We start from the raw sequence: 24,870 nt of genomic DNA, 5'->3' as shown, positions 1-24,870 counted from the left end.
TATAAGGTATAAAGAATATAAAATAGTAGATACAAATATAGAATATTACTGTATAGTGAATAAATAAATCATGTAAAAAGTAATCAAGTATAAGGTATAAAGAATATAAAATAGTAGATACAAGTATAGAATATTACTGTATAGTGAATAAATAAAACGTGTAAAAAAATTAGGAATCAAAAGCATAATATAAGGCTAAAACAAATAAATCTCGGATTTTTCTCATTTCATCAATTGCTGGTTTGTTGAGTTTTTTTAATATTTTTTTGTTGTCAAGTACATCAATATGATCTAAAAACTCTTCAATTTGTTTAGGAGAGAACTTATCTTGATTCTTATACAATTCATGATTATTTAAATAGCAATTAAATTCATTTGCAAGTTTTTTATAATTTGAATTTTCTAGTACATTAATTAATTCTTTTTTAGAGATTGCACTTGATCTATATATTATACCTTTCCCCATCCAATTAAAATAAATATTTTTAATTTCAGAAAATTTAAATTTTCTTTTATTGTGTAAATCATGTTTGTCAAAAATAGATTTGAAATATTTATTAAATGTGTTTTTGGAGATTTCAAATTCTTCACATATCCTTTTTTTAGAACAAAATTTTAATTCAAATTCTTGCTTTTTTTTAAAATCAATTAAAAACTGTTTTCTTTCTGCGAAGTTCATTTTGTTTTTATGATTGAGAGGTATAAAAAAATATGATAGATTAGGTTTTTCAGAAAATGTAATATAGAATAAAGTAATAAAAGTTAAAAATGAAGAATCAGCTACAGTTTTAATTTGTTTCTTTTTTGAAGAGATTGTTTTATTTTCCATTCTAAAGCAATTTTTATATGCGTTATCCGAAAATAACGCATATAAGTTACTAAATTATTTTCGAGGTTTTGAATTAGAAGAATTCTGTGTTCTTGGTGGGTTGTTTCCTCTTCCTTTTCCTGATGGATTTCCTGTTGTACTTGGAGCATTTACAGGTCTTTTAGAATTTTTCATATTTCTTATTTTTAAAATTATATTTCAAATTTAAAACCTTAAAAAATAGCTAGTCTAAATTTTGATCGATAATAAGAAATGATTAAAAATTAGTTTATAAGTGAAAAAATAATTTTAGTAATAACAGAATATTGTATTATAAATAAAGAGATAATACCATAATAACTGTATTTTTTATGATTTAAATAAGGATATAAACTAGTTTCTTTTAAAAAACGTTTTTCATAATTTTCTATAAAATTAAAATCTGTAAAATGACTTTTAAATGATATTATTTCTTCAGCTGTATCTAATTTTAGTTCTTTATTTATAAGAGATTTTTCTTGTAAATCATACAATATTTTACAATGATAAATAGCTGAACTTATTTTAAGAATAGCTCTATTGTGCCATAACAATAATATTAGCATCGATAGAAAACCTATTGTTATTACTGTTAAATCAAAATTTGATACATTTTCTTTTATATTATTTTTAAAAACAAAAGAAAATAAAAAAATAAAACTACCAGATGATAATCCTATTAGTAGTTTTAAAAATGAGGATTCTTTTTCATATTGTTCTTTTTCTTCTGTTATATATTCTGATACTTTTTGAGAGATATTAGATATTATTTCTTTTTGTTCCATAACATGAATTTTAAATTTTTGATAAATATAATATTATAATAAAAACTGTTCTACTATCAATTCTAAAAATTATTGTACCAAAATCTTTCTTTTAAAATCCCCTTTAGTATCTTCGCAGAAAACAAATAAATTACTATTTTAAGTATATTAAAATAGAAGAATAACTAAACTTCACAAACCACGAAATGTCAGAAGATCAGAAAAGAATATTGGAGTATAAACTTTGGGGAATTGCCAATTTATTGAGAGGGAAAATAAGTGCAGATGATTACAGAGATTATATATTAGGATTTATATTTTTTAAATATCTTTCAGAAAAACAGCTAATGTATGCTAATGAACTTTTGGAAGAAGAAGATGAGAAAGATTATACAAAAGTAACAGATAAAGAAACTTTAGAAGCAATAGAAGAGGAGTCTGTTTTAAAACTAGGTTACTATTTAAAACCAACAGAATTATTTTCAGTACTTGCAGCAAAAGGTGGTGCTAATACTGAGAGTGAAGATAATTATATTTTAGAAGAGTTAGAAGCTGTAATGAACCATATTGAGCAAAGTACTCAAAATAGAGGTTCGGAAGAAGATTTTAATGCACTTTTTGAAGATATAGATTTACATTCAACAAAATTAGGTAGAACTGTAAAAGTGAGAAATCAAATCATTGTTGAAATTTTTAAATATCTTGGTGAAATTGATTTCAAATTAAATGATATTGAATCAGATGTTTTAGGAGATGCTTATGAATATTTGATTGGAAAATTTGCAGCTGGAGCAGGTAAATCAGCTGGGGAATTTTACACTCCACAACAAGTTTCTAAAATTCTAGCGAAAATTGTTACTACAGGAAAAACAAAACTAAAATCTGTTTATGATCCGACTTGTGGTTCAGGATCTTTATTATTACGAGTAGCGAGAGAAGTAGAAGATGTAGCAGAGTTTTATGGACAAGAATTAAATAGAACTACTTACAACTTAGCTCGTATGAATATGATTTTACATGATGTTCATTATGATAATTTTGATATCAAACATGAAGATACACTTGAAAATCCACAACATTCTGATTTACGATTTGAAGCAGTTGTAGCAAATCCACCATTTTCAGCACACTGGAAAGGAAATAAAAATCCATTGAATAGTCACGATGAAAGATTTAGCCAATATGGAAAACTTGCACCAAATACAAAGGCTGATTATGCTTTTGTAACGCATATGATACACCAATTAGCTGATAATGGAACTATGGCAACCGTTTTACCACATGGTGTTTTGTTTAGAGGAGCAGGAGAGGGAGTGATTCGAAAATATTTAATTGAAAAATTAAATTATTTAGATGCTGTTATTGGTTTACCAGCAAATATATTCTATGGTACTTCTATTCCTACATGTATTATGGTGTTTAAAAAGTGTAGAGAACAAGATGATAATGTTGTTTTTATTGATGCTAGTGGAGAGGATAATTTTATAAAAGTTGGAAATCAAAATGAGCTTAGAGATATTGATGTAGATAAAATTATTAATACTTACCAAAAAAGAATAGCAATTGAAAAATACTCTCATATTGCTTCTCTCGAAGAAATAGCAGAAAATGATTTTAACTTAAATATTCCTCGTTATGTTGATACTTTTGAAGAAGAAGAACCTATAGATTTAGATCAGGTTGCAAAAGAATTAAATGAAGTTGAAGCTGAAATGATTACAATTGATCAAGAAATCCTTGGTTTTTGTAATGAATTAGGTATTGTTGCACCTTTTAATTCTGAAAACCATGGAGCATAATTTAATTCCGCAACTTCGTTTTCCAGAGTTTCAAGAAGAATGGGAGAAGAAAATGATTGTAGATGTTTTAACCATAGGTAGTGGAAAAGATTATAAACATCTTGATACTGGAGATATCCCAGTATATGGAACAGGAGGCTATATGACATCTATAGATGAATATTTATATAATGGAAAAAGTGTATGTATTGGGAGAAAAGGAACTATAAATAAACCAATGCTGATATCTGGAAAGTTTTGGACTGTAGATACTTTATTTTATACACATTCTTTTAAAGAAATTAGTCCTGAATTTACATATTTATTATTTCAGAAAATTAATTGGTTAAAATATAAAGAAGCTTCTGGTGTACCTAGTTTATCAAAAAGTACTATTAATAAGATACAAATATATTTACCAAAAGTAGAAGAACAAAATAAAATTGCAGAGTTCTTGACAAAAGTAGACCAGAAAATTTCTTTTTTAGAAAAGAAAAAGAAAGGTTTGGAAACTTATAAAAAAGGGATGATGCAAAAACTATTTCCAAAAAAAGGAGAAAAACTACCAGAACTTCGTTTTAAAGACGAAAATGGTAATGAATTTCCTGATTGGGAAGAGAAGAAGTTAGGGGAGATATGTAGAATTATAGGAGGTTATGCATTTAAAAGTTCAGAGTTTAAAACTAGTGGAATTCCTATAATTAGGATATCAAATATTTCTAATAACAGTAGGTTTATAAATTTAGAGACTATAGTATATTATGACAGAATAAATATTGATAATAAATATATAATCAAAAAAGGAGATTTACTAATTGCAATGTCAGGTGCAACTACGGGTAAAATAAGTGAATATAATTTAGATTTTGATTCTTATTTAAATCAACGAGTAGGGCTTTTTAAATCTAAAAAAAATAATAATTCATATATAAAAAAATATGTCTTTTCTAATTCATTTAAAATTCAGATAAAATCTATTTTATCTATAGGAGCTCAACCAAATATCAGTAATAAAGATATTGAACAATTTATAATAAAAATTCCTTTTGATGTAGACGAGCAAAATAAAATTGCTGCTTTTTTAGAAAAAATAGATTTGAAAATAGAAGGAATAGAAAAAGAAATTGAAAAAATGAAAAATTGGAAAAAAGGGTTATTACAAAAGATGTTTGTATAGGTTATGGAAAGAGTTAGAAAAATAATTAATTCTAATATTGATAAATATGAAGATTTTAGTTATTACGAATTACATTTAGATAAAATTAATAAAAATCTTAATGATCATCCAGATATTTCAATTGAAACTTGTAAGTCATTAATTGAGGGGATTTCAAAATCAATATTAAATAGATTAGATAATACATTTGATGAGAAGAAAGAAACTAAAGGTCGAAGTGCAAAATCTGTTCAACAGTTATTCAAAAAAGCTCTTGAGAATATAGAAAAACATAATGAGAAATTTGAATCTCAATATGTTCATTCATCAGGTCAAATAATTAATTTGACCTCTCAAATAAGAACTGAAAGAGGCGATATTTCTCATGGAAAATCTGTTCCCAAAGAAAGAATAACTACTACAGATTTTGCGACTTTGGTGAAAGAAATGACAGATATTAATTTAGAGTATGTTTTAAAATTTTTCTTTGAAATTGATTTGAGTTATAAACATAAATTTGATTATAATTCTGAAGAACTGAAAGAATATAATTTTTGGTTAGACGAAAATGAAACTATTTCAATTAAAGGGGTTTTATATAGTAAACTGTTGTATGAAAACGACTATGATTTATATGAAAATAGATATAATGATGAATTTTTATTAGAAAAGGAAAATGAATTAAATGATAATTCTATTAATGAAAAAGAGCAATTTAAAGAAGAAAGTGAAAAAGAAGATTTAGAAATTAATAAAATTGAAGTCAAAGAAGAAGCTAAAAAAGAGAGTTCTAAAGAAATTCTAAAAGAAGAAAAAGATTTAGTTGAGAATGAAATAAAAGATGAAAAAATTGAATTTGCTAATGATGAAGAAGTTAAAAAATTAAAAGTTCTTACCAATACATTTAATGAAGAAGAATTTTGGACAGAAAAAAGAGATGATAAAGTAAAAGAATTTGCGAATAATTTGGAGTTGAATTTTGAAGCAATGAAAAACATATTTAGCAATTTCTTTTATAGTGATAAAGAGCCATCAAATGATGAATTATCTGATGCGATGAGTTCAAGACCAAAATTAAAAGATAGAAAAAATGTATTAGGAAAAATCAGAGAAGCATTTTCAGAATGTGCAAATGCTCTGAACAGCGATGAATTAGAATAAAAAATAAAATCTATCCCCGTAGAATGACAACACAGCCAGAACAAATATTAGAAAATAATTTAGTATCTCAATTAGTAAAACTTGGTTATCAATTTGTTGAGATTAAAGATGAAAAAGGTTTATTAATAAATCTAAAACAACAATTAGAAAAGCATAACAATATATCGCTTAGCGAAAATGAGTTTAAACAGATATTAAACTTCATCAATAAAGGAAACATTTTCGAAAGAGCAAAATTACTGAGAGATCGAGTTCCATATTTAAATGATCAGGGAGAAAAAAAGACGGTTGAATTAATAAATAAAGTTCATTGGTGTCAAAATCAGTTTCAAGTTAGCCAACAAATCACAATGGAAGGAACTTATAAAAACCGTTATGATGTTACGTTGTTAATCAATGGTTTGCCATTAGTCCAAATAGAATTAAAAAGAAGAGGATTAGAACTTAAAGAAGCTTTTAATCAAAATAATAGATATGAAAGACATTCTTTTGGTGCAGGGCAAGGATTATTTCAGTTCATTCAACTTTTTGTTATCAGTAATGGAGTAAATACAAAATATTATGCAAATAGTTCTTTAGACAAAAGATCTTTTAAACAAACGTTTTATTGGACAGATGTTGAAAATAAACTAATCACACAATTATCAGAATTTGCAGATTCGTTTTTAGAACCATGCCATCTTTCAAAGATGATTACGAAATATATTGTGATGAATGAATCACAAAAGACGATGATGGTTTTAAGACCGTATCAATATTATGCAACTGAAGCAATTGTTGAAAGAGTAAAAACTACAGATAAATATGGTTATATCTGGCACACAACTGGTTCTGGTAAAACATTAACTTCATTTAAAACAGCTCAGATTTTAACTAATTTACCTGAAGTTTATAAAGTTGTTTTTGTAGTAGACCGAAAAGATTTAGATTATCAAACAACTAAGGAGTTTAATAGTTTTAGTAAAGGAAGTATTGATAGTACAAACAATACGAAGACTTTAGTAGAACAAATGACAGACAAAACCAAGCTAGTTGTAACTACCATTCAAAAGCTAAATACTTCCATCAGTAAAAAGAAATATTTAGAAAAAATGGAAGTATTAAAAGATAAAAAAATAGTTTTCATTTTTGATGAATGTCACAGAAGTCAGTTTGGAAAAACACACAATGAAATAAAAGCATTTTTCAAAAAAAGCCAAATGTTTGGGTTTACAGGAACTCCAATTTTTGATAAAAATGCAGGAACAAATCAATTCGGAAAAAGAACAACTTCAATGTTGTTTGAAGAATGTTTACATAAATACGTAATTACAAATGCGATTGGAGATGGAAATGTTTTAAAGTTTTCTATTGAATATATAAGTACTTTTAAGCAAAAAGAAAATGTAGAAGATATCGAAGTTGAAGCGATAGATGAAGAAGAAGTAATGAATGCTCCTCAAAGGCTTGAAAATATTACAAATTATATTATATCAAATCATGATCGTAAAACACATAAAAGGAGATTTACTTCAATTATGTGTGTTTCAAGTGTACCAACATTGATAAAGTATTATAATTTATTTCATGAGAAAAAAATAGCAGGAGAGCATAATTTAAAAATAGCTACAATTTTTTCATATCACGCAAATGAAGAAGATAAAAGTACAGCGGATTTTGTTGTGCCAAATTATGATGATTTAGAATTTAATGAAGTAGCCGAAGAAACAGCAACATATGATACAAAACATTCAAGGGATAGTTTAGAAGAGTTTATAGGTCATTATAATCAAGAATTCAATACAAATTATACAACAAAGGATAGTCAATCTTTTTATAACTATTATAACAATATTGCGAAGAGAGTCAAAAATCAAGAAATAGATATTTTATTGGTTGTAAATATGTTTTTGACAGGTTTTGATAGTAAAACATTGAATACTTTATATGTTGATAAGAATTTGAAATATCACGGCCTGATTCAGGCTTATTCTAGAACGAATAGGATTTTAGATCAAGTAAAATCGCAGGGGAACATTGTAAGTTTTAGAAACTTAAAAGAAGCTACAGATGAAGCAATTTCATTATTTTCAAGTTTAAATGCAAAGGATCAGATTATTATAGATTCTTATGAGGAGTATATCAAAAAGTTTAATGAAGCTCTAAAAAATATGCTCGAAATTGCCCCAACAGTTGCTAGTGTAAATGATTTGCCAAGTGAAGAAGAAGAATTAGAGTTTGTCAAGGCATTTAGAGAATTAATGAGATTGAAAAATGTATTATCAACTTTTACAGAATTTGATTTTGAGGATATTTTGATGGATGCTCAAAGTTTTGAGGATTATAAGAGTAAGTATTTAGATTTACATGATAAGGTAAAAGTTCATTCTCAAAAAGAAAAAGTTTCGATTTTAGATGATATAGATTTTGAATTAGAATTATTTCATAGAGATGACATTAATGTAGCTTATATATTGAAGCTTTTATCAAAATTAAAAGAAGCAAAAGAAGAAGATGTAGAAAAGCAAAAAGAGGATATTTTAAAACTACTTACAGGAGAAACACAATTAAGATCTAAAAAAGATTTAATTGAACGATTTATTAATCAACATCTTCCGAAAATTGAAGATACAGATGAAATTCCTGAAAGATTTGCACTTTTTTTAAATGAAGAGAAAGAGAAGGCTTTTTACGATTTACACGAACTAGAAAATTTAGATAGAATAAAATTAGAAAAACTTATTGGAAATTATTTATTTACTGAAAAAATGCCAAGAAGAGATGAGATTATTGATACAATGAATTCTAGACCAAAATTAAAAGAAAGAAAGGCAATAACTCAAAGAATTACAGATAAAATTACATTATTTGTTGAAACTTTTATTAATGGTGTAGGAGGGTAGTTATGAAGAAAAAGAAAATTATAAAGGATTTAAAATCTTTAGAGAAGAATATAGAATTTAAAATTGTAAATAAAAAAAAGAGTGAAATTTCTATATCTAATTTAGATATTCAATTTAAAATTGAATTTCCCTTGAAAATATTTTCTTACTTCAAAAATAAAGAAATAAAAGTTGAAGTCGTTAATTGTAATTTTAAAGAAGCGATATTTAAAGACTGTGAATTTAATTATAAATTTAAAAATAGTGATTTTAATGATGTCTCATTTGAAAATGTAACTTTTGAAGGTAAAATGAGATTTCATGAATGTAATTTTCAAGAAGAAACTAAATTTAACAATATTGTATTTAAAGACTTAGTTGATTTTTGGAATTCAACTTTTAATAAAAAAGTGATTTTTTATAAAGTTGATTTTGAAAAAACCTCAGTATTTTCTATTGTTACTTTTAGAGAAAATGTATTATTTACTTATTCAAGATTTGTAGGACAAGGGATATTTAGGAGAACTACTATAAAAAAAGGTATTGATTTTTCGCTAGCAATAATAGAAAAAGATTTATTGATTTATGATTTTGAATTAAGTGATTTTGATACAGAAGATCAAAATTTAAAAAAAGAAGAATATGAAAGTTTAATAACCCATGAAGGTGTAATTCCTCAGAAAAATAAAAGAGAAACATTTAGATTAATAAAAAAATATTTAAAGAATCAAGAAGATTTTGTTGAAGCAAATAAAGCTTTTTATTTAGAATTAAATACATATAAGTCAGAATTAAAAAAAATATATTAAGACCTTTTTTAAAAAAGAAAGAAGAATTAAAAAGAGAGTCTATTGAAGAGCTTTTAGTTAATTATTATTATTCAAAATTGATAATTAAATGGATGAAAATTTTATTTTGCTGGATATGGATGTTGATTAAATTTATATGGAAACATAAGTTTAGAAGTATTTATTATAAAGCAGTTGAAAATTATTTTATTCTATTATTAAATTATAAATCCAATAAATTTAGAACATCCTGGATTAGAGGAGTTTTTTTTACTATTACTATAGGTTTTATATTTTATTATTTATCTCTATTAAATACCACAGAATAAAATTATACTACAGAATTAAGATTTGATATATTATCTTATGAATGGCATAATTTTTTTAAATTTTTAATACCAACACATAAGATGGATTATATAGAGTTGAAATCAGAAAAACTAAAAATGGGATTTTACATCTTTGATATTTTAGGGCGAATTTTTATAAGTTATGGGATTTATCAAACAATAAGAGCTTTTAGGAAATATAGTTAATTAAATTTTTGAATAATCTCTATATTTTTATTTTGAAAATATAGAGATTATTTTATGAAGAACAGATTTTATTTAATAAGTTTTAACACTTCAAGTAATTTAGGAATCTTGTCTACTTGTGTTTCAGTCCAAAAAGTATAGTTTTTTATAACATTATCGTCATAATCATTTAACTTAATTGTAATTCTTCTTTTTTTCTCTTTAACACGATAATAAAAAGTAATTTCTTTAGCTCTAAAGATAAATTCAGAAGATTTCTTTTTAAATTTCAGATCTAAATTTGGAATTACAATTTCCTCAATGAATAATATAAATTCATTTATTTCTTCAATTCCTACCCAAGCTGTTTTATACATATCAGGTTTTTTAATATGCATATCTAATTGAAGAGCAACTCTTTTTTCTTGATTTTTTAAATTGATTACTTCTACAGGAAAAAATTCGACAGTTTCTCCAATACCAGATTTAAATTCAGCAATAGTATTCCAGTCTTTATTGATTCTTATTACTTGTGTTTCGTCAATAAACTTTCTTGTAGATGACTCTTCATTTTGAGCAAACATAAATGAAGTTGTAGATAGGAGGAAAATTAAAAAATAAAAATTTTTCATTTCTTTTAAAAATTTGTTTAAGAATTCAAAAGTAATACTAAATTATATAGTTGTTTTACGGAAAACCGTAAATTTACTTTTTAGTTTTAAAGTTGATTTAACATCAAACCTTTAATTATTTCAATAATATTTTCACTAGCTTTTTTATTTAAGAATTCGGTGTTTAATTGTCTACTAAAGAAACTACTTATCCAAAGAACATTATAATTAAATTCATTTGCAATTTCATTTACTTTATGTACTGTTTCGCCTTTTGATCTTGAAGCGCAAATAATAATATCACAGTTTTTTTCAGCTAAATTATTTAAAGTATTTTCGTTTATCATCCTACTTTTTGGGTCACCTTGGCTTTCAAAACCAATAATAAAATCATTTATACTAATACAAGTATTTATATCTTCTGAATAGTCAATTTTTTGATTTTCAGGTATTTTTTTAGCATTTGGAAATTTATATAATAATGATTTGTGTACATTTTTTATTGTTTCAGATTTTCCTTCATTTTCTCTTCCATAGATTGCAATAATTGTTTTTTTCATTAGAATTCTGATGTATTAATTAGAGTTATCGAATATATAAAAATGTTTAATCTTATTCCTAATCACCTTATTAAAGATAAGGTTATAATCTCTACCATCCATTTACTTCCATCACAAAATTTACTTTTTAGGTTACAAATTTAAAGAAGTAATAAAAACATTGTAAAAAAATTAGGTTTCTATTTTTGGAATAGACACTCCTAATTTTTTCACACTTTATTTTATCAAAACTTCTTAGTCCACGGTAACATTAAAAATTTAAAATTTAGGATTATGGAAGCTATTCAGAATTGTGTTACAGAGATTAAAATAAATTATATTCCAGAATATTTAAAGCTGAAAAAACAAATTAAAAGTTCCAAAGAAGCTCATGAATTTATACTCAATTGCTATTCAGAAGAAGAACTAAATGTTCAAGAATGTGTCAAAATCATTTACATGAATAACAGTAATTATATCATGGGAGTTTATAATTTGAGTAAAGGAAATATTCAAAGTTGTTTAGTTGACATTCGATTGATATTAGCTGTTGGATTAAAGTCATTAGCAATTAATTTGATTTTAGTACACAACCATCCAGGAGGAAGTTTAAAACCAAGTAATGCAGATTTACATATTACTGAAAAATTAAAAAAAGCATGTGAACTTGTAGATTTAAATTTATTAGATCATTTAATTATAAATCCAACAAAAGAGTATATCAGTCTAAAAGATGAAGGATGTTTTTAGAAAAATATAGTATAGCACAATAAATTAGACCATTGTGCTATACTTTTTTATTGCAATGAAACGGAGTGATTTTTAAGGTTGAATTAATTTATAAAAGGATTAACAATAGAATATAAATGCGTATGAATTAATACTATAAATTGGTCCCTATAATTTCAAGATGTGTGTCTGTGGACACAATCTTGTTTTACTCCCGTTGGTCATAAAAGAAACAAGTGTTTTAAATAAAATGATCATGAAAAATTGTATAATTAAATTCAGATGCACCGAACAAGAAAAAAATAAGATAGTTTTAGAAGCAGTACAAAATGAAATGGATCTTTCTAAATATGTTAGGCAAGTACTTTTAAATCGAAAAGTAGTAGTAAAACAAAGAAAACCAGATCTTGAATTTTATTTTTTATTGACAAGAATTTATAATTTTTTAGAAGATAAAAAATCGTTATTACAAAAGAGTAATTCTAAAATTTATATCGAGATTACTCATGACCTGAAAATATATTTGAAAAATTATATTTAAGAAATTATGGTAGGTAAGGGGAAGAGCATAGCACACGGAGCAAAAGCTATAGACTATGCTTTAAAAAAAGAAAAAGCTGTAATTCTTGAAAAAAGCGGAATAGTAGGAGGGAGTGGTAAAGAAATAAAAAAAGAGTTTAGAATTACACAAGAATTAAATGAAAATTGTAGAAACACCGAATTAAGTCTTGTTTTATCTCCAAGTATTATGGATGGTAATAAATTATCTAATGAAGATTTTAAAGAGTTAACGAAAGAATTTATAAAAAAATTAAAACTAGAAAAACACCAATATATTAGCATATTGCATTCGGACAAAAAACATAAACATGTACATATTTTTGTAAATAGAATTGATTTTAAAGGAAAAGCATATGTGGATAGTTTTATCGGGAAAAAATGTCAATTAGAAGCTGATAATTTGGCAAAAGAAAAAGGATTTGTTAGAAGTAAAGAAGTTCCTAAACTCAAAAAAGAGGCATTAAAAGGAATAAGGAAAGAAATATATGAATTGCATAAAGAAACTTTAAATAAAAACCCGAAAGATTTTAATGAATACATCTTTAAAATGAAACTTAAAGGAATTACAATAATTCCAACCATCAATAAAAATGGAAAACTACAAGGATTTAGAGTTTCTTACAAAGGAATCAATTTAAAAGCTTCTGAAATACACAGAAAAATGTCTTTACAAAATTATGTGATAGGAAAAATAATGGGATTAAACCCAGTATTTAGAACGATTTCTGTAGGATTAAAAATTTATAATAGATTGAAAGATTTTGGTAAAGAATTGTAATTATAGATTGTTCATTTCTAAGATTAAATTTTAATTTTTCTCTGAACTCTTAAAGTCAATCCTGTATTGTCTTTAAATTGTTGAATATGATTCATATTTCCAACATTTGCTTGTGGTCTTTGCTTGTTGGAAACCAAAGCATCAATCTTTTCAAAAGATTCAAGATCTTTATTATTTTTAAATAAACGATGTGTGTTTTCTATTTGCTCTCTAGCTTTTTTCAACCAACGTTTAGAATTCCTATCTTTTAACTCTACAAAAGTTAAGTCTTTTTCTACTATAAAAACACCATCACAAGTACTTTCTTTATCATCTTCTGTATTAGGTTTAATAATCTTGATACAGTTATCTATAGCATAAAAAGTAACTTCTTTTTCTTCAGGATTTTCAATTTCAGTAATCCATTCATTTTCTTCAGATGTATCTAGATAAGCAGGTCTTTCAGAAGGTGGTGGATCATCACAAATTCCTATTGATTGATTTGAATTTGTTTGTTTACAATTTTCTTTGAAATAACTCATATCTTATCTTCTAAATCTAAAAGTTCTGCATATAATTCATTGAAATATCCTAAACTATCATTCAAATAATTTTCATCAGAAGGTAATCCTTTATAATCTTCTAAAAGTGAAATAGATCCATCTGTTTCATCTAATTCATAAATAGCCAATTCATCAGGATTTATCGTAGAATTTAATGATATTTTTGAATTTAATTCTTTTTCTAATTCTAAATTACCATTCATTTTTTTCTGTAATTGATAACCTTTTACTAGAAGTGTGATGTCATTTAAAAGATATGGACTATGTGTAGTTAGAACCAATTTATTTGCTTCTTTTAAATTATTAAATTCAACTAATTTTTTCAAAATTTCCCACTGAGAATTTGGGAATAAATTTTGCTCTGGTTCTTCAACGATATTAATAAATGAATTATATTGAACATTAAGAATTGTAATTTGTCTATTGAAATCTGTACTTTGATTTAAATAATTGATAATATTTTTAAAATATTCATCTTTATCAATATTTTTATATGGGTTTTTTTTGGTGAAATTTGCCAATTCTCTATTAAGAATCTTCATCATTTCAGAATCAATAGTATCTTTTTCTTTTAAACTTATTGCACTAAAAGATTTATTTTCTTTTCGTTCAATTCCTTCCGCTAAATTTTTAGAAACTAAATATAATGGTATAACAGACTGAAAACCACTAGAAGCTTCATATAGATTTAACTCAAAACCTTCTCCAATAATCATTGATTTCCCAGATTCTTTTTGATAAGAATATTTTAAATCATTTATTGGGATAGAGATACTGGAATTTAATTCCTTTTTAGAACGTTCGTATTCTTCTAAAAAAGTAAACAGTGGTTTTGGTAAATATTCAAGTTTACTAGGTTCAGAAACTGCTGCTACAAAATTTCTTTCTGCAGGAATATACATTACTTTAGGAATAGAATAAATTACATCTATATTTTCTTCTATTAATGAAAAATTATTCTTAGAATAATTGAAAGTATATACATCACCTTTATAAGATATTTCAGTTTCATTTTTAAAATAACTTCTTAAATTTTGGTACTCAAATAGCTCTTTTAAAAAATTAATTTCTTTAGTTTCGTCAATAGTTATTTTTTTTTGAACCAAAGATTTTTCTAACCAAGTTAAAGTAGAGATAACTTTTGCCAAAGTACTTTTTCCCGAACCTTGATTTCCTATAAAAATATTGGTCTTTTTAACAGATAACCATCCGTCATTTTCTTTAAATCCTTCTTTGATTGGTCCAAAATGTCTAATTTTTAAACTACTCATTACTTTGTCATTTTATAATATCAAGAAAATCTTACTTTAATGAAGAAAATTTAAATTTCCAACTATTTCTAAATTACTATAATTAAGTTTATTAGATGTGTTATTTTTTAATTAATCTTATTTTAATTAAGTATGATTGCTTCAAGTCTCAAAAATAATTAGAAATTAATAAGAAAAGAAATAAAAGTTTGGGAGATTTAAGAGGTATTCTATTATAAAAATTAATCTTCTATGTTTTCTTTAGGTATCTCTACCTCTTCTTTTGTTTTAGTTATAATTTCAATTCCTTTTTGTAAAATAATTGAATTTGAAAATGAAATATTCTCTCCTTCATCTGTTATAATAAAGAAGAAAAAACCAGTTATATCGACCACTTCTCCAGTTAATTCAAAATCTTTATCTAAAATCCTAATTTTATCACCTATTCTGACTGGATGAAAGAAAAATAGAATTACACTTGAAGTTAAGTTTGAAAGTACAGACCATTGAGCAACAAATGCAACACCTAAAACAGCTAAAATTGAAGAGATAAAAAGTGTAAACTCTTTTAAATTAACTCCCCAAATAAAAAGTAGTATAACTGCTATTATACTATATAGGAAAATGTAAAATAAATTTAAAATAATTTTTTTTCTATTTGGATCAATAGAATTTTTATCCATAAATTTAGTTAAAAACTTTCTTAAGATAAGAAGTAAGAAAAATGCAATTGTAAATAAGATAAATGTTAATGAGATTTCTTTATATAATACCCAATAGTTTATATTCATTTTTATAGTTTTAATTTGGAGTAGTTTAAAATATCTTTAGAAGATTAATTCTAGATAAGAATTTAAAAATAGTCGCAAAAATATAAAAAAAACCTTACAAAAATGTAAGGCTTTTCATTCTCAAAACAGAATATTTTATGAATCAAATTCATCAAACTCAAAATCATTATCAACGAAATCTTCCATTGTCTGTTCAAGTTCAAGGCTAATTTTAACTAGGTATATCGTATCATTTGTTCTAACCTCTACAACTTTTACAGTTTCATTTTTAGAATTTTGAAAAGATAAAATATCATCATAACTATATCCATCAGGATATTTTTCAATCAACAGATTTAAAATATCTTTATTTAATTTTTTATAATCTACAATTACTCTATTCATATTTACATTTCCAATAAATAAGCAAAAATTAGTGGTACAACTATAGTTGCGTCACTTTCAATAATATACTTTGGAGTTTCAATATCTAATTTTCCCCATGTAATTTTCTCATTAGGCACAGCTCCTGAATAACTTCCATAACTTGTTGTAGAATCTGAGATTTGACAGAAATAACTCCAAAATGGCGTATCTTCTCTTTCTAAATCTTGATATAACATTGGTACTACACAAATAGGAAAATCTCCAGCTATTCCTCCTCCAATTTGGAAAAATCCAATTCCATTTTCTGAATTCTCTGTATACCAATCTGCCAAGAAAGTCATATATTCAATTCCTGATTTCATTGTAGAAGCTTTTAATTCTCCTTTAACAACATAGGAAGCAAAAATATTTCCCATAGTACTATCTTCCCATCCAGGAACAACCATAGGTAAATTTTTCTCGGCAGCAGCATACATCCAACTATCTTTTAAATCAATCTCATAGTATTCCTCTAAAACACCAGAAAGAAGTAATTTATACATAAACTCATGTGGAAAATAACGTTCTCCATTTTCTTCAGCATCTTTCCAAATTTTAAAAATATGCTTTTGTAATCTTCTAAAAGCTTCCTCTTCAGGAATACAAGTATCTGTTACTCGGTTTAAACCTTTTAAAAGTAAATCCCACTCATCTTGTGGAGTTAAATCACGATAGTTTGGAACACGTTTATAATGTGAATGTGCTACTAAATTCATGATATCTTCTTCTAAATTTGCTCCTGTACAAGAAATGATATGTACTTTATCTTGTCTAATAATTTCAGAAAATATTTTTCCTATTTCAGCTGTACTCATTGCACCAGCCATAGAAACTAACATTTTCGATCCATTTTTCAATTGTGCTTCATAACCTTTGGCTGCATCCACTAAAGCAGCAGCATTGAAATGCAAAAAATATTTTTCAATAAATTCTGAAATTGGGTGTTGGTTTATGTTGATCATAATATTTCTTCAATTAAATTTTCATCGTCATTTAGACTTTTAAAAAGCTTCTTTTTTAGGTTTCCTTTAGAACCAATAAGTGTTTTACTCATTTTATCAATTGCTATCATAGATAATGTAGATTGAATGAAACCATCAATCAAATCGTCTATACCAATTCCAAGAGAATTGAAATCTTTTGTATCCATAAGAACTAATCTATTGGTATCACTTTTCCAAACATCATTTTCTTTGTAGGATAGATTTGTTCCTAGAATCTCCCAACTGTTTGTTACTTTTTCAAACTCAGAAGGAAGTGGTTTTTTAGCTCTCCTAGCATAAGTACAAATAGGTTTTATCCCTTCAGCTGTCGAACTTATCATCATTCTTATATCACATACATAAGTTTCACTTTTTTTGTTAGGAATTGTACCTACATGATATAATTTTTGATTTTTGAAAGTACTACTCCAATCAGAATTTCCGATTAGATTTTGAACAATAAACATATCGTAATCAAAATCCAATTCCATAAATTCATCTAAATCTTTTTGAGTAACAATAGTATAAACTCCTTGTCCAGCATTAGAATATGGTACTTTTATTACAGCATGTCCTCCCATTTGTTTTACCCAAAGTGGAATCTCATTTTTACGAACTTCCCAAACAGTGTTTGGTGTATTAATCTTTAATCCAAATTCATCAATTTCAGCATTAAACATCTCATAGGCTTTTGCTGCTACAAGCTTATTTCTACCACCAGCAAGACAACTTATTATCGGATTGACGATTTTAGTTTTTGAAAATACTGGCAATCTATTCCAAGGTTTTTGAGTCAAATATCTAAAACAAGCTTTCACTGCCTTCCAAGAACCATCAATCTGAGCGTACATTGTACTATCTTCAAACTTAATTTTAGGATTTTCATCATCCTTTTCAAAAGGAATTAAATATATTTTTTCCTTCATTACGTCTGCAATTGCTGACGCATATCCAGATGCTTCCATCAAATTCTTATCATAAACAACAACTAAAACTCCTTTTAATCTAACATTCTTTAAGCTGTTTTTAAAAGTGTTTTTTATTAATTGATGATAGGTTGTATCCTCACTATATTCATTAATTAGAGGCATCGATTTTTGACCAGAAGGACAAGAATTACTTTCAATAACAACCATTTGACGTTTTCCCGTATTGGAGGTAACATTTATCAAATCTGCTCCACACCATACAAAATATTTCGATTTGTATTTTAGTAACTCTCTTAGTTTATCCTTATTTGCTTTCGGATTTAAATGACAATAGCGAGTAATGATTTGCTCTTGAGACATATTTAAAAAATGCTTTACAATTGGATGAATTGTAGCATTTAATGTCTTTTCATACCAGTGATTTTGATGCTCAAAATTATTTGGCTCAAATTGTTTTTCAATCAACATTAGTCTTCCATTTCTTCTTTAAATTTTAAAACCTTCTTTGAAGATGAATCCATTCGTTCATCTGATTCCTCATTTTCTTCATTATCTAAAGAAAATTTATAGCTCAACATTTTATAATATAATTTTGCCGCTAAAAAATCAGAAGATTTTTCTTGAGAATTTGGGCAAAGCTCTACTATATCAAAACCTACAACATTTTTTTGCTTAAATACTTTTTTTAAAAAATCTAGAGTTTCATACCAAAATAATCCTCCAGGCTCTGGAGTACCAGTACTAGGTAAAATAGAAGGATCAAAAGCATCTAAATCAAATGTGATAAAAACATTTCCTGTTAATTGATCTAAAACGTCTTCCATCCAAAATTCGTTTTCAACCATTTCATGAGCAAAAAATACTTTATCTCTATTCATTACTCTAGTTTCAGAAATATCCATACTTCGAATTCCTACTTGAACCAAATTTGTATTCTGATTTGCTTCGTATACAGCACAAGCATGATTACAAATAGTTCCTTCATATTCTTTTCTTAAATCTGCATGTGCATCAATATGTAAAACAGTCAAATTATCAAAACATTCATTGAAAGCTCTAATAGATCCGATAGAAATAGAATGCTCGCCACCAAATAAGGTTACGAACTTCTTTTTATTTATATATTTTTTGGTATTTCGATATACTTCACCAACCATTGCTTCTGGAGAGGAATCTTCTGTAATAGGATCTGTAAGAAAAACACCTTCTCTATATACTTCCGAATTGGTTTCAATATCATACAATTCCATATTTTCTGAAGCATCTAAAAATGCATCAGGACCTTTATCTGCTCCTTTTTGCCATGTACTTGTTCCATCATAAGGAACAGGTATTAAAACTACTTTTGATGTTTCAAATTTTGCAAATTCTTCAGGAATCCCTGCATAAGTTCTTTTTTCCATCTTATTTGTATCCTAATATTGATAAAAGCTCTTTACTTTGTTGTTGTTCTTTAAATAATTTTGAGATAATTTTTCCATCTTGATCTCTTTCTAGTAAAATATGTTTTGGGTGTGGGATTAAGCAATGTTGTAAACCACCAAAACCACCAATAGTTTCTTGGTAAGCTCCAGTATTGAAAAAACCGATATAAAGAGGATTTTCTTTTTCAAAAACTGGTAAATAAATTGCATTTACATGTTGTTCAGAATTATAATAATCATCACTATCACAAGTTAATCCACCTAATAAAACACGTTCATATTGATGGTTCCATTTATTAATTGGCAACATGATAAAACGTTTATTAATAGCCCAAGAATCAGGAAGTGTTGTAATAAAAGAAGAGTTAATCATATTCCATTTCTCTCGATCATTTTGCTTTTTTTGATACAAAACCTCATAAACTGCACCACTACTTTCTCCTACTGTAAAACTCCCAAATTCTGTAAAAATATTTGGTACATCAACTCCTGCTTCATCACAAGCTATTTTTATTTGATTTATGATTTCTTCTACCATATATTCATAGTCATAATCAAAAGCTAAAGAATTTTTTATTGGGAATCCTCCTCCAATATTTAAGCTATCTAATGAAGGACATACCTTTTTTAGATTGATATAAACTTTTAAACATTTTAACAATTCACTCCAATAGTAAGAATTGTCTTTAATACCAGTATTGATAAAAAAGTGAAGCATTTTTAATCTCACTTGAGGATTATTAGCTATTTCTCTTTTATAAAAAGGAACAATATTCTTATACCCTATACCTAGTCTGCTAGTATAAAACTCAAATTTTGGTTCTTCTTCCGAAGCAATTCTGATTCCTATATTAAAAGTTTTATGAGTTTCATTTAAAATCAGATTGAGTTCTTCATAGTTATCAATTATAGGAATACAATTCTTATGTCCTCCATTAATCAAATCAGCAATATTTGTTATATACTGATCTCTCTTAAAACCATTACACAATACATAGGTATCTTCTTTAATCTTACCTACCTTTTTAAGATTATTCACAATATCTATATCAAAAGCAGAAGAAGTCTCTATATGAATATCATTTTTAAGAGCCTCATCTAATACATGTTTAAAATGTGAGCTTTTAGTACAATATGAATAATGGTATTTACCTTGATAATCCAATTTAGTTATCGCTGAATCGAACCATTTTTTGGCTTTGTTTATATTTTCAGATATTTTAGGTAAATAAGTAAATTTTAATGGTGTTCCATATTGCTCTATCAATTGCATGATATCAACATTATGAAACAATAGATTTTCTCCGTCAACATGAAATTCATCCTGCGGAAAATCAAAAGTTTGTTCTATTAAATTTTTATATTTTGTATTCATTATTATTTTCAATAAAAAGTTATAAAACAAGCTCTTTTGCTATACCATAGCAAAGCTCGAAAACCCTAAATTGAAATAATAAACTAAACTTGTAATTGTAAATACACACCACGTAGGCGAAGATCCTGTAGTGTATCTAAAAAATTGTAGTTGGAAGAAACCTTAATTTTTTCGTCGTGTTTCCAAAACACAATACAGTTTTTGATCTTCCTTAAAAAACTGCAAACGAAATAAGCAAAACGTAACATTTTAACTTAAAATTATGGCGCTAAATTAATGCTTTTTTCAATACAATAATTATAAAATTGAAAAAAAATAAATTCTGAGTATAGCTCTTAATTTGAGTTATTTTCCTTCTCTTAATGAATTATTGGTAATGTATATTATATTTTTTGTGAGGATAATGTATCTAAATTTATTTTGTTAATAAATGCTTAAATTATAATTTCTTAAAACCATTTTTTTCTTTTAAAAAAAAGTAACATAATAAATACAACTAAAACCATAATAGATAAAACAATAAAATAAGCATATTTAAAATGTAATTCAGGCATATTATCGAAATTCATTCCATAGATTCCAGCGATAAAAGTTAATGGTATGAAGACTGCTGAAAAGATGGTTAAAACTTTCATTATTTCATTTAATCTACTATTTACGTTAGTATTATAAATATTTAATTGATCAGATAAAATTTCTCTATAATTATCATACAAGTCGTTTACATGATCTATATTACTAATTAGTTCTTTGAAAAAAATAAGTGTTTCGTCGTGAATAAGTTCAGATTCCGATTTGTAAAGATTTAGAATCATTTCTCTAGTCGGTTTTATATTTTTTTGTATAAAATTTAATTTTTGTCTATTTGTATTTATTTTAGTGATTATTTCTTGATTTGAAGCATCAAATAGACTGTCTTCAAGTTCGTTTATATATTCACCTAAAATATTCATTACATAAATATAATGATCAATAATTAAGTCAATTAAAGCATAGCACATGTAATCTGTGCTAGATTTTCGGATTAATGTTTTTTGTGTACGTATACGATTTCGAACGGAATCAAAAATATCCCCTTTATGTTCTTGAAAAGTAAAGATTATAGATTTAGAAAAAATAATGGATAAATTTTCTATTTCAATTGTTTTCGATTTTTCATTATATTCAAGCATTTTTATTGAGCTATAAAAATAATCAGATGTATCCATAATTCTTGAACGAGAATCGGTTTGAAATATATTTGATAATAAGATATTAGGTATTTTGAATTCGTTACCTAGTTGGCTGATAAATTCAACATCTGATAGTCCTTCAATATTACACCATGTAACCGTATTTTTATCTTTATAAGGTAATAATTCAGAAATATTATGAATATATTTTTCTTCAAATTCATTCAAATTAAAATCCATCACATGAATTTTTATCTTTTTATGAATTTCCTTTCCTCGATAAATTAATTTGGTAGGTCCTATACCTATTTGTTCTTTGAGTGCTGTTCTTTTAGATTTCATGATTATTCGATTTTATAAAAAATCTTTCTGTTAATAATATCCAAAATGGACTTAATAATAGTGTTAACGAGATTAAACAAATTGTGAAATTATAAGTAAATTCATTAATAACATTTAATTGATAAGCAGAGAAGCTTAATAAAAAACTCAATTCACCAATTTGTGCCATAAAAGCACCACCTAATAATGAATCGTTTTTGCTGCAATTAAATAATCTAAATACAACATAATTAATGAAATGATTTATAATATATACTAAAAGTAGAACTAAAAATAATTCTTTAAAATTTTTGAATATAAAATTAAAGTTTAATTGAAGACCAATACTTATAAAGAAAAAAGCTACAAATAATATTCTGAAAGATTGAAGCGTATTATGTATCCAATCAGTTGCTTTAGAAACATGAATTAACATACCTCCTATAAATGCTCCAAGGGCAGGAGATAAGCCAAATAAAGAACTAAATAATGCACCTCCAAAACAGAGAAATATTGCTAGAAATACTTGGAACTCATTATCATTTTCGATAGTTTTTGAAAATGGTAATTTTATTTGTTTTTTGATATAAATATATGCTAAAATTAGAATAAGACAAAAACCACCAATTATTTTTAATATAATATCAAAAGTGTCTTCTTTTTCCCCACCAAGAACACTAGTAATTATTAATAACGGAACTACTAAAATATCTTGCATCAGTAAAATACTAAATACACTTTTACCAATTTTAGTATTTATAAGATTTTTAGTTTCTAATATTTTAATGATAATTGCAGAACTAGAAAGAGAGATTACAAATCCTAGAATGATGGATCTATTCATCTGCCATTCAAACCAAAAACCAATACTGATTATAATAAGTACAGAAATTAATATTTGTAAAAATGTACCTAAAACAGCTACTTTCCATTGTTTTATTAAATCAGGAAGACTTATTTCCATTCCTATGAAAAATAGTAATAATACAATTCCTAATTCACCCAAATGATGAATAGTTTCTGGGCTTTGAACTAAATCTAATCCGTTTTTTCCTAAAATAGCACCGATAATTATATACCCAACGATATATGGTTGTTTTATTTTTTTTAGGAAAAAACCTATAATAATTGTTATTACAGCTAAAATTGAAATAAAATAAATTATTGGGTCAATTGTGATAGTTAATAATTTCATTTTTATAAAAAATATTTATTTAAAAATAATCTATTTTGATAAAACCTTATGTTTTTTGATCATTTTTCAAGATTTAGAAAAGAATAATTAATAGATTACAGATTATAAATCTTCGAATAATACCATTTTATAAGTATTATCTTCAGAAAAATTTGTAGAAATAAAATTAAAAGAGTCAACAAATGGATATTTTTTTAATAGCTAATTTTAGTAATGTATGTCTATTTAAAAATTGGGTAGACTTTTCTTAGAAAATTTAAACAACTACAATTTCTTTTATTCAAATAAAGGAGAAAAATGTTTGCTATATTTGTATACAAACCCAAACTAAGTAGTTTGGGTTTTTTGTTTGATAAAATTATTTTATGCTTTTTAAAAATATTCCAAATACTATTGCTTCTAATAACCTTCCGGATTTTTTATTTAAGGAAGATTTACTAATTACAAAGTTTTTGAATGAACAAGATGTTTCAGAATCTACTAGAAAAATTTATCAACGAACAATCAAAAAATATTTTAAGTTTTTAAAAGATAAAGAAATTTCATTATCTGAAGTAGATCGAGAGATTTTAATCAATTATAAAGAATTTTTAATTCATGAAGATTTAAGTGTTTCAACAATTAATGGATATTTAATAGTAGTTCGTCTATTTTACCAATGGACCGAAAACCGAGAAATTTTTCCAAATATTGCAAGAGGAATAAAAATTTTAAAACGAAAACAAGGAATTCATAGAAAGCAACATTTGACAAAAACAAATAGTCAAGAATTATTAGAACAATATTCTGATAAAGAAAAACTTTTAAGTTTAAGAAATTTTGCAATTATAAATTTGATGTTGCGAACAGGTTTGAGAGGAATTGAAGTAACTAGAATTAGAATTTCGGATATTTCTTGGAAATATGGAAAGAGAATTTTAAAAGTACAGGGAAAAGGAAAAATCGATAAAGAAGACTATATTATTCTTACGAATAAAGCATATGTTCCAATTTTGAATTATTTACAAGCAAGAGAAAACAGAGATTCTATTGATTATATTTTTGTTTCAACTTCTAATAATTCGAAAGGAAAAGTAATTTCAACTCGAACTATTCGTGAAATTGTAAAAAAAGCCATGATTGAAATTGGATTGGATGGAAAAGAATTTTCAGCACATAGTTTGAGGCATACAACAGCTGTAAATATTCTGAAAGCTGGAGGTCATACTGATGATGCTCAAAAATTATTGAGACATTTGAATCCTGCAACAACAATGATTTATACAAATACACTTGAAGAAGAAGAAAGATTTAAAAATCCAGTGGAAAATTTATTGGATGATATGATTTAAAATAAATATTTAATTTTCTTTTCTACTTCCATAAATTTAGATTTACGGAAGTAGAAAAATTAAC

At 25.6% G+C, this 24,870-nt stretch carries 23 protein-coding genes; 9 read left to right on the top strand and 14 right to left on the bottom strand.

Translation table 11 applies throughout. From position 1 onward, the window contains the following. Positions 1 to 169: 169 nt before the first annotated feature. Together I0K12_RS15565 and I0K12_RS15560 are read right to left on the bottom strand one after the other, a co-directional pair. Positions 170 to 829 carry a hypothetical protein gene (locus I0K12_RS15565; RefSeq protein WP_196889065.1) on the bottom strand — a complete coding sequence of 220 codons (660 nt, stop codon included), beginning with the start codon at positions 827 to 829 and terminating at the stop codon, positions 170 to 172. A 263-nt stretch (positions 830 to 1,092) separates the two neighbouring features. After that, positions 1,093 to 1,632: a hypothetical protein gene (locus I0K12_RS15560; protein ID WP_196889064.1), complete on the bottom strand. Its 540-nt coding sequence runs from the start codon at positions 1,630 to 1,632 to the stop codon at positions 1,093 to 1,095. A 185-nt stretch (positions 1,633 to 1,817) separates the two neighbouring features. Between I0K12_RS15560 and I0K12_RS15555 the strand changes: the two genes are divergently transcribed. Genes I0K12_RS15555 through I0K12_RS15535 form a run of 5 tightly spaced genes read left to right on the top strand, consistent with a single transcriptional unit; the run spans position 1,818 to position 9,376 of the window. Then, positions 1,818 to 3,410, top strand: coding sequence for a type I restriction-modification system subunit M (locus tag I0K12_RS15555; RefSeq protein ID WP_196889063.1), 1,593 nt, complete (start codon positions 1,818 to 1,820; stop codon positions 3,408 to 3,410). Then, on the top strand, positions 3,400 to 4,566 hold the full coding sequence (locus I0K12_RS15550) for a restriction endonuclease subunit S (RefSeq protein ID WP_196889062.1): 1,167 nt from the start codon (positions 3,400 to 3,402) through the stop codon (positions 4,564 to 4,566). The genes I0K12_RS15555 and I0K12_RS15550 overlap by 11 nt, the downstream gene beginning before the upstream one ends. A 3-nt stretch (positions 4,567 to 4,569) precedes the next feature. Beyond that, positions 4,570 to 5,706: a hypothetical protein gene (locus I0K12_RS15545; protein ID WP_196889061.1), complete on the top strand. Its 1,137-nt coding sequence runs from the start codon at positions 4,570 to 4,572 to the stop codon at positions 5,704 to 5,706. A 23-nt stretch (positions 5,707 to 5,729) separates the two neighbouring features. Further along, a complete protein-coding gene (locus tag I0K12_RS15540) occupies positions 5,730 to 8,588 on the top strand; it encodes a type I restriction endonuclease subunit R (RefSeq protein WP_196889060.1) in 2,859 nt (952 codons plus the stop codon). Positions 8,589 to 8,590: 2 nt separating this feature from the next. Next, positions 8,591 to 9,376: a pentapeptide repeat-containing protein gene (locus I0K12_RS15535; protein WP_196889059.1), complete on the top strand. Its 786-nt coding sequence runs from the start codon at positions 8,591 to 8,593 to the stop codon at positions 9,374 to 9,376. A gap of 583 nt (positions 9,377 to 9,959) precedes the next feature. Here the strand turns inward: I0K12_RS15535 and I0K12_RS15530 are convergent. After that, on the bottom strand, positions 9,960 to 10,502 hold the full coding sequence (locus I0K12_RS15530; RefSeq protein ID WP_196889058.1) for a hypothetical protein: 543 nt from the start codon (positions 10,500 to 10,502) through the stop codon (positions 9,960 to 9,962). Between the two features lie 86 nt (positions 10,503 to 10,588). After that, positions 10,589 to 11,041 (bottom strand): hypothetical protein, encoded by a 453-nt coding sequence (locus I0K12_RS15525; RefSeq protein ID WP_196889057.1) that lies wholly within the window; start codon positions 11,039 to 11,041, stop codon positions 10,589 to 10,591. Between the two features lie 273 nt (positions 11,042 to 11,314). Between I0K12_RS15525 and I0K12_RS15520 the strand changes: the two genes are divergently transcribed. The 3 genes from I0K12_RS15520 to I0K12_RS15510 all read left to right on the top strand — a co-directional run bounded on the left by I0K12_RS15520 (position 11,315) and on the right by I0K12_RS15510 (position 13,088). Next, positions 11,315 to 11,770 carry a JAB domain-containing protein gene (locus tag I0K12_RS15520; RefSeq protein WP_196889056.1) on the top strand — a complete coding sequence of 152 codons (456 nt, stop codon included), beginning with the start codon at positions 11,315 to 11,317 and terminating at the stop codon, positions 11,768 to 11,770. A gap of 235 nt (positions 11,771 to 12,005) precedes the next feature. After that, positions 12,006 to 12,290 carry a plasmid mobilization protein gene (locus tag I0K12_RS15515; protein ID WP_196889055.1) on the top strand — a complete coding sequence of 95 codons (285 nt, stop codon included), beginning with the start codon at positions 12,006 to 12,008 and terminating at the stop codon, positions 12,288 to 12,290. A gap of 6 nt (positions 12,291 to 12,296) precedes the next feature. Further along, a complete protein-coding gene (locus I0K12_RS15510; protein ID WP_196889054.1) occupies positions 12,297 to 13,088 on the top strand; it encodes a relaxase/mobilization nuclease domain-containing protein in 792 nt (263 codons plus the stop codon). A gap of 23 nt (positions 13,089 to 13,111) precedes the next feature. Here the strand turns inward: I0K12_RS15510 and I0K12_RS15505 are convergent, their stop codons facing one another. From I0K12_RS15505 to I0K12_RS15460, 10 genes are all read right to left on the bottom strand, one after another. Further along, entirely contained in the window at positions 13,112 to 13,609 is a 498-nt protein-coding gene (locus I0K12_RS15505; protein WP_196889053.1) for a hypothetical protein, read from the bottom strand. Beyond that, positions 13,606 to 14,901: an ATP-binding protein gene (locus tag I0K12_RS15500; RefSeq protein ID WP_196889052.1), complete on the bottom strand. Its 1,296-nt coding sequence runs from the start codon at positions 14,899 to 14,901 to the stop codon at positions 13,606 to 13,608. Before I0K12_RS15500 ends, I0K12_RS15505 begins: the two co-directional genes overlap by 4 nt. 221 nt (positions 14,902 to 15,122) lie before the next feature. Beyond that, entirely contained in the window at positions 15,123 to 15,671 is a 549-nt protein-coding gene (locus tag I0K12_RS15495; RefSeq protein ID WP_196889051.1) for a mechanosensitive ion channel domain-containing protein, read from the bottom strand. A gap of 135 nt (positions 15,672 to 15,806) precedes the next feature. Further along, positions 15,807 to 16,055, bottom strand: a complete 249-nt coding sequence (locus tag I0K12_RS15490) for a hypothetical protein (RefSeq protein WP_196889050.1) — start codon at positions 16,053 to 16,055, stop codon at positions 15,807 to 15,809. Positions 16,056 to 16,057: 2 nt separating this feature from the next. Beyond that, on the bottom strand, positions 16,058 to 17,038 hold the full coding sequence (locus I0K12_RS15485; protein ID WP_196889049.1) for a deoxyhypusine synthase family protein: 981 nt from the start codon (positions 17,036 to 17,038) through the stop codon (positions 16,058 to 16,060). Beyond that, positions 17,035 to 18,456 carry a hypothetical protein gene (locus I0K12_RS15480; RefSeq protein ID WP_196889048.1) on the bottom strand — a complete coding sequence of 474 codons (1,422 nt, stop codon included), beginning with the start codon at positions 18,454 to 18,456 and terminating at the stop codon, positions 17,035 to 17,037. Before I0K12_RS15480 ends, I0K12_RS15485 begins: the two co-directional genes overlap by 4 nt. After that, complete coding sequence (gene speB / locus I0K12_RS15475; protein ID WP_196889047.1) at positions 18,456 to 19,391, bottom strand: agmatinase; 936 nt, start codon at positions 19,389 to 19,391, stop codon at positions 18,456 to 18,458. The genes I0K12_RS15480 and speB overlap by 1 nt, the downstream gene beginning before the upstream one ends. Before the next feature lies 1 nt (position 19,392). Beyond that, complete coding sequence (locus I0K12_RS15470; protein WP_196889046.1) at positions 19,393 to 20,787, bottom strand: arginine decarboxylase; 1,395 nt, start codon at positions 20,785 to 20,787, stop codon at positions 19,393 to 19,395. A 449-nt stretch (positions 20,788 to 21,236) separates the two neighbouring features. Next, positions 21,237 to 22,301 carry a magnesium/cobalt transporter CorA gene (gene corA / locus I0K12_RS15465; protein ID WP_196889045.1) on the bottom strand — a complete coding sequence of 355 codons (1,065 nt, stop codon included), beginning with the start codon at positions 22,299 to 22,301 and terminating at the stop codon, positions 21,237 to 21,239. After that, a complete protein-coding gene (locus tag I0K12_RS15460; protein WP_196889044.1) occupies positions 22,291 to 23,475 on the bottom strand; it encodes a cation:proton antiporter in 1,185 nt (394 codons plus the stop codon). Before I0K12_RS15460 ends, corA begins: the two co-directional genes overlap by 11 nt. A gap of 365 nt (positions 23,476 to 23,840) precedes the next feature. Between I0K12_RS15460 and I0K12_RS15455 the strand changes: the two genes are divergently transcribed. After that, a complete protein-coding gene (locus I0K12_RS15455) occupies positions 23,841 to 24,806 on the top strand; it encodes a tyrosine-type recombinase/integrase (RefSeq protein ID WP_196889043.1) in 966 nt (321 codons plus the stop codon). Positions 24,807 to 24,870 lie beyond the last annotated feature (64 nt).

It is taken from the genome of Aureivirga sp. CE67, assembly GCF_015767245.1.
Classification (GTDB): domain Bacteria; phylum Bacteroidota; class Bacteroidia; order Flavobacteriales; family Flavobacteriaceae; genus Aureivirga.
This window is presented reverse-complemented; position numbering and strand designations above follow the sequence as displayed.